Source organism: Sphaerisporangium sp. NPDC049003 (assembly GCF_043197795.1).
Lineage (GTDB): Bacteria > Actinomycetota > Actinomycetes > Streptosporangiales > Streptosporangiaceae > Sphaerisporangium.
In genome coordinates, this window is record NZ_JBICTU010000005.1 from 92,864 (window position 1) to 107,116 (window position 14,253).

Annotated in this window: 11 protein-coding genes; 4 read left to right on the forward strand and 7 right to left on the reverse strand. The window is 71.4% G+C overall.

The window, feature by feature from the left end; translation table 11 throughout:
* Nucleotides 1-5: 5 nt before the first annotated feature.
* Nucleotides 6-1,124 (reverse strand): hypothetical protein, encoded by a 1,119-nt coding sequence (locus ACGFIV_RS07015; protein WP_392832743.1) that lies wholly within the window; start codon nucleotides 1,122-1,124, stop codon nucleotides 6-8.
* A gap of 276 nt (nucleotides 1,125-1,400) precedes the next feature.
* Between ACGFIV_RS07015 and ACGFIV_RS07020 the strand changes: the two genes are divergently transcribed.
* Both ACGFIV_RS07020 and ACGFIV_RS07025 read left to right on the forward strand, forming a co-directional pair.
* Complete coding sequence (locus ACGFIV_RS07020) at nucleotides 1,401-4,865, forward strand: indolepyruvate ferredoxin oxidoreductase family protein (RefSeq protein ID WP_358556168.1); 3,465 nt, start codon at nucleotides 1,401-1,403, stop codon at nucleotides 4,863-4,865.
* A gap of 66 nt (nucleotides 4,866-4,931) precedes the next feature.
* Entirely contained in the window at nucleotides 4,932-6,398 is a 1,467-nt protein-coding gene (locus tag ACGFIV_RS07025; protein WP_358556171.1) for a glutamate--cysteine ligase, read from the forward strand.
* Between the two features lie 146 nt (nucleotides 6,399-6,544).
* On the opposite strand, the gene ACGFIV_RS07030 is transcribed toward ACGFIV_RS07025, so the two are convergent.
* The 5 genes from ACGFIV_RS07030 to ACGFIV_RS07050 all read right to left on the reverse strand — a co-directional run bounded on the left by ACGFIV_RS07030 (nucleotide 6,545) and on the right by ACGFIV_RS07050 (nucleotide 11,074).
* Nucleotides 6,545-7,387, reverse strand: a complete 843-nt coding sequence (locus ACGFIV_RS07030; protein WP_358556174.1) for a hypothetical protein — start codon at nucleotides 7,385-7,387, stop codon at nucleotides 6,545-6,547.
* Nucleotides 7,388-7,646: 259 nt separating this feature from the next.
* On the reverse strand, nucleotides 7,647-8,081 hold the full coding sequence (locus tag ACGFIV_RS07035) for a hypothetical protein (RefSeq protein WP_358556176.1): 435 nt from the start codon (nucleotides 8,079-8,081) through the stop codon (nucleotides 7,647-7,649).
* A gap of 57 nt (nucleotides 8,082-8,138) precedes the next feature.
* Nucleotides 8,139-9,413 carry a multidrug effflux MFS transporter gene (locus ACGFIV_RS07040; protein ID WP_358556178.1) on the reverse strand — a complete coding sequence of 425 codons (1,275 nt, stop codon included), beginning with the start codon at nucleotides 9,411-9,413 and terminating at the stop codon, nucleotides 8,139-8,141.
* A 145-nt stretch (nucleotides 9,414-9,558) separates the two neighbouring features.
* A complete protein-coding gene (locus ACGFIV_RS07045; RefSeq protein WP_392832750.1) occupies nucleotides 9,559-10,383 on the reverse strand; it encodes an SAM-dependent methyltransferase in 825 nt (274 codons plus the stop codon).
* 148 nt (nucleotides 10,384-10,531) lie between these two features.
* Entirely contained in the window at nucleotides 10,532-11,074 is a 543-nt protein-coding gene (locus ACGFIV_RS07050; protein WP_358556182.1) for an ATP-binding protein, read from the reverse strand.
* Nucleotides 11,075-11,340: 266 nt separating this feature from the next.
* Between ACGFIV_RS07050 and ACGFIV_RS07055 the strand changes: the two genes are divergently transcribed.
* A complete protein-coding gene (locus ACGFIV_RS07055; RefSeq protein ID WP_358556184.1) occupies nucleotides 11,341-11,577 on the forward strand; it encodes a DUF397 domain-containing protein in 237 nt (78 codons plus the stop codon).
* Nucleotides 11,578-11,717: 140 nt separating this feature from the next.
* Nucleotides 11,718-12,623, forward strand: a complete 906-nt coding sequence (locus ACGFIV_RS07060) for a helix-turn-helix transcriptional regulator (protein ID WP_358556186.1) — start codon at nucleotides 11,718-11,720, stop codon at nucleotides 12,621-12,623.
* 109 nt (nucleotides 12,624-12,732) lie between these two features.
* Here ACGFIV_RS07060 and ACGFIV_RS07065 read toward each other — a convergent pair whose 3' ends face one another.
* A complete protein-coding gene (locus tag ACGFIV_RS07065) occupies nucleotides 12,733-14,220 on the reverse strand; it encodes a M1 family metallopeptidase (protein ID WP_358556188.1) in 1,488 nt (495 codons plus the stop codon).
* Nucleotides 14,221-14,253: the final 33 nt, after the last annotated feature.

Consider the following 14,253-nt stretch of genomic DNA (forward strand, 5'->3'; position numbering starts at 1 on the left):
TGGTATCAGAGGGCGGCGGCGCGGGTGGCGTCGGCGAGGAGGCCGTGGCGCGAGGGCCCGGCGAGGCCCGCGTGGTAGAGGTGGATCTCCTGCGCTCCCGCCTCGGCCAGCCGCCGGACGTGCGCGGTGGTCTCCTCGGGCCGTACCGGAGGCAGCACGGTCACGTAGGCGCCGACCGCCACCTCCTCGGGCAGCATGTGGTGCGCGAGCCGCACCCTGTCGGGGGACTCGGGACCCGTCGGCCAGCACTGCACCACGACGATGTCCACATCCTTGCCCGCGTGCGGAGTGAGCCCGGGGTTGGCGCCGGTGGCCCACGGGTCGGGACTGGCGTGCAGGCCGACCTTGAGCCCGGGGAGCGCCTCGACGACCTGGTGGCGCAGCTCGTCCGCCGCCTCGTGGCGTACGGCCAGGAGCGTGGCCGTCATGGCGGGGTCGAGGTCGTGCTCGTGGGACCGTACGGCGGCGCGCAGGTCGCGCACGGCCCGCTCGGCGTCGACGCCGCGCTCGGTCCAGGCGGCCTGGCAGGCCGCGCAGCAGCAGACCGACAGCATGCGCCGGGCCCGCGCGTCGTAGGCGCCGTCCGTCTTGTCGTGGTGGCCACCGTGGTCGGCCCCGAGCTGCCCGCAGGCCTCCAGGAGCACTCCGGCGAGCGGAAGATCGCGTACGGCCTCGGCGGCCAGCGTGGCGGCGTACTCGCGCACCTCGGCGTGCGAGGGGCACAGCGCCCAGGGATAGGGCTGCCCGAAGCAGTTGACCACGCCGACGTCCGGATGCGCCTCGCCGAGGCGGGAGTTGTGCGTGAGCACGATCCAGGCCGTCACCGGGACCCCGGCGTCGGTGAGGGTGCGCGCGGCCGTGCCGAAGGAGTCGGGCTCGTCCATCCAGCCGGCAGTGGCCGGCACCAGGCGCCTGCCCGCCCATGCCTCCTCGCGGACGGGCCGGTAGAGCGCGGAGTGCCTGGCGTCGAGATAGGCCCGTTCGGGATGCCAGGGAGTCGCGGCCCTGACCGTGTGGTAGCTCGCGGCGAGGTTCACCCCGTCGCAGCCGAGCGCCTGCACCCGTCCGGTGAACAGCGGATCGCCGATCACGTCCCACGGGTAGGCGTGCACGAGCACGCGCATTGCCACCGCCTCCCCACGAGGGGCCCTCACCCAACAAATGGCGTTGTCCAGGCATACCGACTCGGGTGGGCGGAGTCAATGGCTTCAGGTGATCGCGTTCTCACTCCGCGCGGCCACACCGCGCCCGCGTCGAGCGGGAACAGGCTTTCGGCGGACCTCCGTCCACCCTGTCAAGGGCCTTCGGCTCCAAGAACCGCGTACGTTTCTGTCGATCATCCGATTCGCCTGCGGGACGATCAGGAGGATCGTGGATGTAACGAATTCAAGGAGGCGCACGTGGATTTCCGGCTCAAGGACCGGTACGGCCGCAAGGAAGGCCGTGTCCACCTGACCGGCATCCAGGCACTGGTGAGGCTCCCGCTCGACCAGCGGCGGCGCGACCGGGAGGCGGGGCTGGACACGGCGGGGTTCGTCTCCGGCTACCAGGGCTCGCCGCTGGGCGGCTACGACCTGGAGCTGGGACGCAACCGCGCGCTGCTCGACGAGCACCAGGTCCTCCACCGGCCGGGGCTCAACGAGGAACTGGCGGCCACCTCGGTCGGCGGTACGCAGACCGCCGCGACCCTCGCGGGCTTCCGCCACGACGGGGTCTTCGGGATCTGGTACGGCAAGGCCCCCGGCCTCGACCGCGCCACCGACGCCATCAGGCACGCCAACCTGGCCGGCACCCACCGCCACGGTGGGGTGCTCGCGCTCGTCGGGGACGACCCGGTGTCGAAGTCCTCGACCGTGGCCTGCGCCTCCGAGGCGGCGCTGGCCGACCTGCTGCTGCCGATCCTCTACCCGGCCGACCCCGCCGACATCCTCGACCTCGGCCTGCACGGGTTCGCCCTGTCCCGGCACAGCGGCCTGTGGGCCGCCATGAAGATCGTGACCAACGTGGCCGACGGGTCGGCGACCGTGGAGCTTCCCGCCGAACGGCCGTGGCCGGTGCTGCCCGACGTGGAGCTCGACGGCCGGCCGTACCGCCACGTGCCGACCACGCGCATGCTGAACCCGGTCCCGCTGGAGCTGGAGCGCTCGGCGCACCTCGCCCGGCTGGAGATCGCCCGCGCCTACGGCCACGAGAACGGGCTCAACCGCGTCACGGCCGGGCGGTCGGGCGACACGATCGGGCTGGTGGCGGCGGGCAAGACCTACCTCGACCTGCGGGAGGCGCTCGCGATGCTCGGCCTCGCGGACGACGAGCTGGAGCGCCGGGGGATCCGCCTGCTGCGCCTCGGCATGCCCTGGCCCCTCGACGGCCGCACGGTCAGGGAGTTCGCCGAGGGGCTCCGGGAGATCGTGGTCGTCGAGGAGAAGCGCTCGTTCGTCGAGCAGCAGATCAAGGAGCTGCTGTACGCGACTCCCGGCCGTCCCGCCGTCCTCGGCAAGTCGGACGAGGACGGCCGCGCGCTGTTCCCCATGGGCGGCGAGCTGGGACCCGACCTGATCGCCCGCAGGCTGGCCCGGCGCCTCGGCGTCGAGCCGCCGCCGCGTGCGCGCAGGGAGTCCATCCAGCTTCTCCCCGTCATGCCGCGCACGCCGTACTTCTGCTCGGGGTGCCCGCACAACCGCTCCACCAAGGTGCCCGAGGGCACGCTGGTGGGCGCCGGCATCGGCTGTCACACCATGGTCCTGTTCATGGACGAGTCGCAGGCTGGCGAGGTCAGCGGGCTCACCCAGATGGGCGGCGAGGGCGCGCAGTGGATCGGCATGGAGCCCTTCCTCGACCGCGACCACCTCGTGCAGAACATCGGCGACGGCACCTTCCTGCACTCCGGCAGCCTCGCCGTACGGGCGGCGGTGGCGGCGGGCAGCCGCATCACCTTCAAGCTGCTGTACAACTCGGCGGTGGCCATGACCGGAGGCCAGCGGGCCGTCGGCGGCATGGCCGTCCCCGAGATCACCCGCCTGCTCGCCGCCGAGGGCGTACGGAAGATCATCGTCACGACCGAGGACCCGGCCCGCTACCGGGGCGTACGGCTCGCGGCCGGGGCCGAGGTCTGGCACCGCGACCTGCTGGACCGGGCGCAGGAGACGCTGGCCGCCGTCGACGGCGTCACCGTGCTCGTACACGACCAGGAGTGCGCGGCAGAGAAGCGGCGCAAGCGACGGCGCGGCAAGGCGGTGGCCCCCGCGACGCGGGTGGTCGTCAACGAGCGGGTCTGCGAGGGCTGCGGCGACTGCGGGGCGAAGTCCAACTGCCTCTCCGTGCAGCCGGTGGAGACGGAGTTCGGCCGCAAGACCCGCATCCACCAGGCGAGTTGCAACGTCGACTACTCCTGCCTGGACGGCGACTGCCCGTCCTTCCTCACCGTCACCCCGGCCGGGGACGCCCGCGAGCGCAAGCCGAGGGCCGCCCGGCTGTGGGAGCCGCCGGAGGAGGCTCCAGAGCCGGTGCCGAGTGTGCCGGCCGACCGGTTCGCCATGCGGATCACCGGGGTCGGCGGTACGGGCGTGGTCACGCTCGCCCAGATCATCTCGGTCGCGGCGACGCTCGACGGCAGGCACGTCAGGAGCCTCGACCAGACGGGCCTGGCGCAGAAGGGCGGCGCGGTCGTCTCCGACGTCAAGATCACCACCGAGCCGGCCGAGGAGTCCAACAAGATCGCCGAGGGCGGCTGCGACCTCTACCTCGCCGCCGACCTGCTCGTCGCGGCCGACGCGGCCAACCTCGCCGTGGCGTCGCCCCTGCGGACGGTCACGGTGCTCTCCACGGCCGAGGTCCCGACCGGCCGCATGGTCGCCGACCCGGGCCTGGCCTTCCCCCGGGCCAACGACGTGGTGGACCGCGTGGTGTCGGCATCCCGGGGCGAGGACTCCGTGGTGATCGACGCGCAGGAGCTCGCCGGGCGGCTGCTCGGCGACGACCAGCACGTCAACCTGGTCCTGCTGGGCGCCGCGTACCAGGCCGGGGCGCTGCCCGTCTCCGCCGCGTCGCTGGAGCGCGCGATCGAGCTCAACGGCGTCGCCGTGGCGGCCAACATGCGGGCCTTCCGGCTCGGCAGGCACGTCGTCCACGCCCCCGGGGACCCGGGCCTCCTGGCCTCGCCGCCCGGCGAGCCGGCCGGCACGCCCGTGACGCCCGGCACCGAGGCCGAGGCGCTGATCGACATGGTCAAGGCCGAGCCGGGAAGCGAGCTCGAACGGCTCGTCACCGTGCGCGTGCCCGAGCTGATCGCCTACCAGGACGCCCGCTACGCCGAGCGGTACGCCCAGCTCGTCGGGCGGGTCCGGGAGGCCGAGGCGGCGGTGACCGGGGAGACCACGCTGGCCGAGGCCGTCGCGCGGCACCTGCACAAGCTGATGGCCTACAAGGACGAGTACGAGGTCGCGCGGCTCTGCCTGGACCCGGCGGTCCAGGCGGACATCGACGAGCGCTTCGGGGCCGGCGCGAAGGTGCGCTGGCGCCTGCACCCGCCGCTGCTGCGGGCGATCGGCCTGCGCCGCAAGATCTCCCTCGGGCCGTGGTTCCGCCCGGCGTTCCGGCTCCTGTACGCCATGCGCGGCCTGCGCGGGACCCCCTGGGACCCCTTCGGCCACGCCCACCTCCGTAAAGTCGAAAGAGGGCTCGTCGAGGAGTACGCCGCCCTGGTCGAGGAGTGCGTATCAGGGCTCACCGCCACCACGCACGAGCGGGCGGTGGAGCTGGCCGGGCTGCCCGACCTCATCCGGGGGTACGAGCAGGTGAAGCTCGCGGGCGTGGAGCGCTACCGCGAGCGGCTCGCCGCGCTCCGCGAGGCACGCGCGCCGAGGTAGGAGGCATGAAACGGGTTCCCCGGGAGAGGGAGGGGGAGACCGGGACCTGCACCTGTGGGGGAAGCGATGGGACAGCAAGTGGCCAAGGAGCGGTTCTCCGAGGCGGAGTACGGGCGTTTCGGGGAGCGCCTGAAGGACTCCCTCCTGGCGCTTCGCGAGCTGCTGACCAGGCCCGCGTTCGGCGCCGGGCCCGCGACCGTCGGCGCCGAGCTGGAGCTCTTCCTGATCGACGGGGACGGCCGCCCGCTGCGCCGCAACAAGGAGGTCCGCGCGGCGGCGGGGGACGACCGGGTGGTCCTGGAGCTGGGCAGCTTCAACCTGGAGGTCAACCTGACCCCCCTGCCGCTGGCCGGGCGGCCCTTCACGGCTCTGGCGGCCGAGGCGCGCGACCTGATGCTCCTGGTCGACAAGGCCGCCCGCTCGCAGGGCGGCCGGGTGGTGCCCATCGGCATCCTGCCCACGCTCAGCGAGTTCGACTTCACCCGCGACGCCTTGAGCGACGAGACCCGCTACCGGGCGCTCAGCCGGGGGATGCGGCGGGTGCGCGCCGAGCCGTTCCGCGTCCAGATCCACGGCGTCGAGCGCCTGGAGCTGGAGGTGGAGGACGTCATCCTGGAGAGCGCCAACACCTCCTGGCAGGTGCACCTGCGCACGCCTCCCGCCGACTTCGCGCGCGTGTACAACGCCGCCCAGCTCGCCATCGGCCCGGTGCTCGCGGTCAGCGGCAACTCCCCGTCCTTCCTCGGCCGCGATCTGTGGGAGGAGACCCGCATCGCGCTGTTCGAGGCCTCGGCGGACGACCGTGACATGGAGCGCCCGTGGCGGGTGGACGGCCGCGTGTGCTTCGGCTCAGGCTGGGTCGTGAGCGGCGCTGAGGAGCTGTTCGAGCTGAGTGTCCGCGAGTACGAGCCGGTCATGCCCGTGATGGACGACGAGGACCCGCTCACGACCGTACGGGGCGGTGGCGTGCCCCGGCTCGCGGAGCTGCGGCTCCACCAGGGCACGGTGTGGCAGTGGAACCGGCCCGTCTACGACCCTGCGGGCGGCGGGCACCTGCGCGTCGAGCTCCGCGCCCTGCCGGCCGGGCCCACCTGCGCGGACATGGCGGCCAACGCGGCGCTCCTGCTCGGGCTCGTGGTCGCGACGGCGGCCGGGCCCGACTGGATCGAGGGGTTCCCCTTCGCCGACGCCTACCGCAACTTCTACCGCGCCGCCCGCAACGGGCTGGACGCCACGCTCGCCTGGCCGGGACGTACGGACCCCGCCCCGGCCGCGGAGCTGGTCCTCGGACTGCTGCCGGTGGCCGCGGAGGGCCTGGCGGCGGCCGGGGTGGACGACGCCGAGGCGTCCAGGCTGCTCTCGATCATCCGTGAGCGCGTCGTGCTGCGCCGCACCGGAGCGGTCTGGCAGCGCGAGGCGCTGGCCGCGCTGGGAGAGGAGCCGGGCGCCCGGGCGTCCATGCTGGCGCGCTACCGCGACCTGGCCTTCACCGACCAGCCGGTGCACACCTGGCCGGCCCCGCTCCGGTTCTGAGCGGGGTGCCCTGACGTCACCGGCCGGGCCCGCTCCGGTTCTGAGCGGGGTGCCCTGACGTCACCGGCCGGGCCCGCTCCGGTTCGTGGCGGATGACCTGACGTCACCGGCCGGGCCCGCTCCGGTGCTGAGCGGGCGGCCGGGCGTCACTGGTCGGGGTCGACGCCGGTGAGGGAGCTTCCGTAGCTGAGCGCGACGAGCTGGGCCACCGCGCTGTGGGCGCCGAGCGGCTCCGCGCACCCCGCGCCCACCGACTCGGCCGCCGTCGTGATCTTCTGCGGGTCGATCTCGGGGCCGATGAGGAACGGGGCCAGGGCCAGGCGTGAGGCGCCGATGTTGCGCAGCCGCTGGGCGGCGTCCCCGACGCCGGGGGAGGCGTCCAGCGAGGCCGCCACCACGGGAAGCGTGAGCCGCGCGGCCAGCAGGACGACCGTCGCGTCCGCGGCCCGCACGGCCTCCTGGCCGCCGACCGTGGCGACGATGATGCCGTCGACCGGGGCCGCGATGTTGAACAGGCGCATGCGGTCGGCTCGCGCGAGGCCGCTCTCGGAGAGCTTGACGTGCAGCGCCTCGGCGAGCAGGGGGTGCGGGCCGAGGGGGTCGGCGATGGTCGTCAGGACGTCGCTGTCGGCGACGGCCTCCCGGATGGCCCGGTAGACCTGCTGGTGCGGCCCGGTCACGAGGGGGACCACGATGGCGGCCGGCGACTCCTTCGGCCGGTCGGAGGCGCACTCGGTGAGCGTCTCCGCCAGGCTGGTCTTGCTGTCGCCGAGATGGATCAGGCGCACGTCGAGCTGGGGATGCTCGACGCAGACAATGGTCTTGACGGCCGCGGGGACGTCGCCGGCGGTGCCCGGTGCGGCCAGCACGAGCGCGGGCGCGTCCGGAGGCAACTGCGCGGGCACCGGCCGCCGGTGCCGGCCGGAGCTGGTCCGGAACGAGCGTTCGCGGACCGGGAGCTCCTGTGGAGCGTGATGACCATCGTTCACATCGGCGGATTTTACGGGGTATGGGGCAAAAGTTAAGTCTGATTCGCCGCGACGCGCGGATGGAGACCGATCTGCCTGCCGTGAGATCGCTGACATATTGGGGCTCGATCGTCTGGACGGTACCAACGGTCCGTAATCATTCGAGATCATGACGGGGGTGGCGGGTCTGCCCTGCGTGTCAGTGGTGCGCCGTACCGCTGACAGTCACGCCGCCGGACGTCCGTAAAGTTTTTTCCCCGGCCCGGCGAGGGCGGCCCTCTCAATGCACGCGGTGGGTCGCCCTGAGGATCTCGAAGAGCTCGATGCTCGCGAAGAGAAGGATCGACAGGCCGATCGCGGCGTACAGCATGGCCGGAGCCCTCAGCGGGAAGCGCCGCCCGGGTGAGGCGAGGGACGGCGCCGGATCGCCCAGGGCGGGCGCGGGCGCGGTCGCGGGGACGGGACGGGCGGGCCGCAGCTCCGGATGTCGTGCGAGATATCCTCTGGGGAACGACTTCACCCCGGTGTCGCCGCAGCCCGGGCAGTGCGCGCCCGACCACGGCGGCTGGACCTGGAACCCGGCGTGGAGCCAGACGTCCGCTACGTTGCCGTGGCCGTCGGTGAGATGCCGGACGACGTACTCCTCCTCCCACACCATCAGGCAGCGAGGACACTCGAACGGCCAGATCTCGCTCGTGCTGAACCCTTCGTACACGAAGACCACCCCCGGGCGCCCTTGTCAGACGGGCCTTGCCCGTTTCGAGTGTGGGCTTCAGCCCTTTTGATCGCAAGACCTCATGCCGGTACGGCCGGCATCCGGCGGCTCGCCCAGTGTGAGCTCCAGCGTGTCGCGGGTGAGCGCCAGCGCCGACAGGGCGAGCACCGCGCAGACGGCCATCGCCAAGGCCAAGGGCACGGCGCTGCGATCGCCGAGCAGGCCGGCCAGCGGCGCCACCAGCGCGCCGAACGCGAACTGCGAGGTCCCCAGCAGGGCCGAGGCGGTCACTGCGGCGTGAGGATCCCGCCCGAGCGCGAGGGAGCCCGCGTTGCCCAGCACCAGCCCGAGCGAGGACACCGCGACGAGCAGCAGCGGCAGGCCCGTCACCTCCGACAGCCGCCCGGTCACGGCCAGCACCCAAAGCGCGGCGGAGGCCACGAACAGGACGGCCAGCCCGGTCCGCAGCAGCCGGCGCGGGGAGAACCGGTACACCAGCCTGGAGTTGACCGTGCTGACGAGGATCAGCCCCAGCGCGTTGAGGGCGAAGGCGAGCGAGAAGGTGGCCGTCGTCAGGCCGAAGAGGTTCTCGAATACGAAGGGCGACGCGGCCACGTACGCCATCAGGGCGCCGAAGGCGAAGGTGAACGCCAGCGCGTAGCCGAGGAAGGGCCCGTCGAGCAGCAGGGCGCGGACCGTCCGGGTGGTCGCGTGGAGGTCCACGGCGCGCTGGTGCTCCGGCAGCGTCTCGGGGACGGCGACCAGGGCGGCGAGGAACATCAGCAGCGCCAGCAGGGCGAGCGCCGCGAACACCCCGCGCCAGCCCGCCGTGCCCGCCACGATCCCCCCGGCGAGCGGGGCGACGACGGACGCGACGCCGAGGACGGCCATGAGGACGCCGAAGGCGCGCGCGGCGTCCCTGCCCCGCATGGTGTCGGCGACGATGGCGCGGCCGACGACGATCGCGGCCGACCCGGCGAGCCCCTGGACGAACCGCGCCCCGATCAGCACCCCGAGGGTGGGGGTGAGGGCGCACACGGCCCCCGCCGCCGCGCACACGGCCAGGCAGGCCAGAAGCGGCGTTCGCCTGCCGAGGCGGTCGGACAGCGGCCCGGCGGAGAACTGGCCCAGCGCCAGCCCGAGGAGGAACGCGCTGATGGTCAGCTGCGCGCCCACGGCTGAGGCGCCCAGGTCGCGCGCGAGAGGGACCAGGCCCGGCAGGTACATGTACAGGGCGAACGGCTGGAACGCCGACAGCAGGCCGAGCACGGTGACCAGCAGCGGAGCCGCACCGGTCGCCCGGGGTGCGCTGAGGGTGGCGGTAGCGGACATTGAGGACTCCATCGAGGCGGTAGGACCCACGCCACCGGCTCGCCGACACGGCGCCTTCGCGGTGTCCGGGGCTACGTCGAGGCCATCTTCCGCAAGGTTACGCCTGTGAGCTGGGAAGACGCGGACCGGGCACGGCCAGCCGGCCTCAGGGGGCCTTGAGGCCGATGCCGCCGACGGACCAGACCGCCTCGGGGTCGCCGGGCTGTTCTCCTGGGTCAGGCCGCCACGCCGTGACGTAGACGACACCAGGCTCGACCAGGGACAGGCCCTCGAAGAGCTCCTCGATTTCGGCCTTCGTGCGGAGCTGGTCGCGGCGCGGGCCGGATACCACCCCGTGGTCCTGGTAGAGGGCGGCGAGCTTCGCGGTGGCCTCGGGCCGTACGTCGGAGACGCTATGGGCGATGGTCACGTAGCTGCCCGGGACGACGGCGTCGCGTAGCCGCCGGACGATGTGGGTCACGAGCGCGTCGTCGGGGATGACGACCAGCGTGGAGAGCAGCAGGATCGCGACCGGCTCGTCCAGGTTGATCAGACTCTTCAGCCGGGGATGGCTGAGAACCTGATCAGGGTCGCGCATGTCGGCCTCGATGACCGTGGCCCGCTCGTCGCCCTCCAGCAGGGCCTCGGAGTGGACGACGACCACCGGATCGTTGTCGACGTAGGCCACACGCGAATCGGGCGCCGCGGCCCGGGCGATCTCGTGGACGCCGCCCTGCGTCGGCAGGCCGCAGCCGATGTCGACGAACTGCCGGATCCCGGCGCCGGCCAGGTAGCGCACCGCCCGGTCGAGGAACCGCCGGCCCTCACGGCACAGGATGGGAAGCTCGGGCGCGAACTCCAGGGCTCGCCGCGCGGCCTTCCGGTCGGCGGCGAAGTTGTCCTTGCCGCCCACGAAGTAGTCGTACATGCGGGCTTCGTTGGGGATCGACGGATCGAATCCGAGACGTTCGAGCCTTGAGAACGCCGTCATGATCCCCCCGTTCCGCCGGATGCCGATGCTAGCGCTGGTTCGGGAGACGTTGTCCGTCTTTTCGGAAAGCGCTGACGGCGGATGCCGGCGACGGTCTCAGCGACTACAGACCGTTTCCAGTCTGCACGCTGATTCTCGGGTTCGGCGGCTAGTAGCACACCTCCAGGTGCCGCACAGGGTGGGTCTCGCCGCCCGGGAGGGTGAAGCCGGCCCACACGGCCTTGCCGGGGGAGCTCAGCGGGGCCCATCCCCAGTGCTGGCTGATGCCCGCGACGACCTGCAGCCCGCGCCCGCACTCGGAGACGAAGTCGGGGTCGCGCGGCGTCGGGAACTCGTCACTGGGATCGGTGACCACGCAGATCAGGGACTGCTCGGTGAGGGCGAGGATGATCCTCACGGGGCGTCCGGAGTACACGGCGGCGCGGCTGCTCAGCCCGTGCCTCAGCGCGTTGATCACCAGCTCGCCGATGACCAGCTCGGCGTCGTCCAGGAGTTCTTCCAGTTCCCAGGACCGCAGCGTGTTCGTCGTGAACCGGCGTGCGGTGCGCGCCGCGTACGGGTCGTGCCTCAGCTCGCATAACGCGAGCTGTAAGCGCCCGGGATTCTCGCCGCCGCCGACCGCCCACGGACCCGCGGAGGAAAGGACGTGGTCGAGCGCCGCGAGCCACTCTTCCCAGCTGTCGTTTCCCACCTGTGTGGGTTTAGTCCGTTGTGTCCTGTACCCAGTCATAGGGAGCCCTGTGAGGTTAGGTCGATCTCAGCATGGAGTTGTAACTACTTGGACATATTGCTCCCATTTGGTGTGCAGGTGCAAGTACCGATGCACGTGCAAACGCACAGAGGTATGCTGACGCTTGAGGATGGAAGCACCCATCTGGGTGCCCTCGTTCCGGTGAGGGGCCTGAGGTGACGAATGTCAGGGTTCGTCGGGGTTTCGGGGAGATGTGAAGAGGCGAGATGGACGAGATCTCCAACGGCATGGCCGCGTCCGCGATTTCGGGCGTGCGGTGGCGCAAGAGCGCCTACAGCAACCCGAGCGGCAACTGCGTCGAGGTGGCCCCACTCCCGGACGGCGGGGTCGCCGTCCGCAACTCGCGGTATCCGGGGGGCCCCGCACTCATTTACAGCCAGGCGGAAATGGCCGCGTTCATCCAGGGAGCCAAGAACGGCGACTTCGATGACCTGGCCTTTTAACTGAATCGGCAGCTACGGAGGGTCCAAAATCGTAGCCTAAGGGTGATGTTGGGGTATATCCGGATTAGAGTGCCAGGGGTATCGTGAACTTCTCTGTGACCACGAGAAGTGAGACAACACCGCTGTTCTAAGGAATGGACATGATCACTGCCCGAGCCGAAGGGGATGAGACCCCGCTCAACATGATGGCTCGGGAGCGAGGCAGCTCGACGGTCCTGCGCATCCTGCTCGGATCCCAGCTCCGCCGCCTCCGTGAGAAGCGCGGCATCACCCTCGAAGCGGCCGGCCACTCCATCCGCGCCTCACACTCCAAGATCAGCCGCATGGAGCTCGGACGGGTCAGCTTCCGCGCGCGGGACGTCGCCGACCTGCTGTCGCTCTACGGGGTCACCGAGGAGAGCGATCGCGAGGGTCTGCTGTCCCTGGTCGCGCAGGCCAACCGCCCCGGCTGGTGGCACAACTACGACGACGTCCTGCCGAACTGGTTCGAGGCGTACGTCGGGCTGGAAGAGGCCGCCACCCGCATCCGGAGCTACGAGGTCCAGTTCATCCCCGGCCTGCTCCAGACCGAGGAGTACGCCCGCGCCGTCGTCCTGCTCGGCCACCCGGACGGGCCCGAGGAGGAGATCCAGCGGCGGGTCGACCTGCGGATGGCCCGGCAGAAGCTGCTCGGCAGGCCCAACGCGCCCCACCTGTGGGCCGTGATCGACGAGGCGGTCCTGCGGCGCCCGCTCGGCGGAGCCGAGGTCATGCGCGGCCAGATCAGGCACCTCATCGACGTCGTGGCGTCCCCCAACGTCACCGTGCAGGTCATGCCGTTCAGCGCGGGCGGCCACGCCGCCGCCGGCGGGCCGTTCAGCATCCTGCGGTTCTCCGAGCGCGACCTGCCCGACGTGGTCTACCTGGAGCAGCTCACCAGCGCGATCTACCTCGACAAGCGCGACGACCTCGACCGCTACCAGGCCGTCATGGAACGCCTGTGCATCGACGCCGTCCCGGTCTCCGACACCAAGCAGGCCCTCACCAAGATCCTCGACGAGATCTGATCGGACCGGGGGCCGGAGGTGACGGGCCGCCGTCGCCTCCGGGCCGGGTCGCCGCACATTCAAAGGCCGGGCCGCCACGCGGTACCGTACGGCCGGCCGTACGCGCACCTCACCGCTTGGGCTTCCAGTCCGGGTGGCCCGGCATCGGCGGGGTCTCGGCGTCATAGATCCAGCCGTTGATGTAGCCGGTCAGATCCTCGCCGCTCACCCGGTTCGCGACGTCGATGTAGTCCTGGGTGCCGGCCGAGCGGCCGCGGAACCCGGTGAAGAAGGCCTTCTCGATCTTTCCGAAGGTGTCCTCGCCGACGAGCTCCCGCAAGCCGAACAGCATCAGCAGGCCCGCCTGGTTCGTGCCGACCAGCACGTCCCGCGCGTGCTTCATCTTCCCCGGGGGGCCCGACTCGGCACGCTTGTCACCGTCGAACACGTAGCGGGCACGCAGACCGCGATCGGGGTCGTCGAGGGTGCGGTAGCCCATCTCCACGGCATACAGAAGCTGGTAGAACTCGGCGTGGCCCTCGCTGATCCACATCTGGTTCCAGTCGCGGACCGAGACGGCGTCACCGAAGTACTGATGGGCCAGCTCGTGCATCATGGTGATCGCGTCGTTCCGCGTGTCCTCCTTGGTCACGTGGCCCTTCAGGTCGGTGCCGGTGAGGTTCTCGACGGCGTAGGTGGAGATGGTCGCGGCCTCCAGCGCCACACCGTTGTAGTCTCCGGGCACTCCGAGCACGCCGTAGGTCTCGAAAGGAAATGGGCCGAGCCGCTTCTCCAGCCAGGCCATCTGGTCGGGTATGCCGCTGACGAGCTTGCGTGTCTTCGCGGCCTGGCCGGTGGCGACGTAACTACGCAGCGGCAGACCTCCGGGCCCCTTGTCCTTGATCAGCGTGAACCGGCCGACGGCCGCCTGTACGACGTGGGTCGGGACGGGGTCGCGAGTGGAGAACGTGTAGGTGACGCGGCCCGCCTTCTCCTCAACCGAGCGGAGCGTGCCGTTCGCGACCGCCTGGAGACCCTTGGGGGTGGTGATGCGGAAGGTGAGTTTCGCCTTGTCGCTGGGGTGGTCGTTGCTGGGGAAGTACAGGTGGGCTCGGTCCGGCTGGCCCATGACCGCGAAGCCGTCCTTCTTTTCGACCCAGGCCGTGCGGTGCGGCTCCTCGTCCTTGGGAAAGGCGGGCGACTGCGGGTTGGTGCCGCGGTCCACACGGAAGGAGACGTCCACCTGGAACGGCCGTCCCTTGGGCAGGATCTGCTCCGGTGTGATCAGCAGCTTCTCACCGGCGACGCGGAAGCCGGCCGGATGCCCTGCCACGGAGACCTTCGTGATCCTTTCCAGCCCCGCGTCCAAGCTGAAAGCGGACAGGGCCTGTGTCGCGGTGGCCGTGATCTTCACCGAGCCGTCCATCTTCGTGGTGCCGGTTCTGTAGTCGTAGCGCACGTCGTACGAGCCGACGTCATAGCCGCCGTTACCCAGGTAGGCGAAGAGGGGGTCATTGGCGGTCCGCGCACCGGGCTTGGCGGTCGGGGCACCGGGCTTGGCGGCCTCGGACGGCGTGGCCGCCGCGGTCGAGCCGCATCCGGTAGCCGCCAGGATCATGGTCATAGACAGTGCGGCCAGCGCACCGGGCGT

Coding starts and splice junctions, on each gene's coding strand:
- ACGFIV_RS07040 (WP_358556178.1), bottom strand. CDS start 9,413: ATGTCCGCTACCGCCACCCTCAGCGCACCCCGGGCGACCGGTGCGGCT.
- ACGFIV_RS07015 (WP_392832743.1), bottom strand. CDS start 1,124: ATGCGCGTGCTCGTGCACGCCTACCCGTGGGACGTGATCGGCGATCCG.
- ACGFIV_RS07055 (WP_358556184.1), top strand. CDS start 11,341: ATGGACGAGATCTCCAACGGCATGGCCGCGTCCGCGATTTCGGGCGTG.
- ACGFIV_RS07045 (WP_392832750.1), bottom strand. CDS start 10,383: ATGACGGCGTTCTCAAGGCTCGAACGTCTCGGATTCGATCCGTCGATC.
- ACGFIV_RS07025 (WP_358556171.1), top strand. CDS start 4,932: ATGGGACAGCAAGTGGCCAAGGAGCGGTTCTCCGAGGCGGAGTACGGG.
- ACGFIV_RS07060 (WP_358556186.1), top strand. CDS start 11,718: ATGATCACTGCCCGAGCCGAAGGGGATGAGACCCCGCTCAACATGATG.
- ACGFIV_RS07065 (WP_358556188.1), bottom strand. CDS start 14,220: ATGATCCTGGCGGCTACCGGATGCGGCTCGACCGCGGCGGCCACGCCG.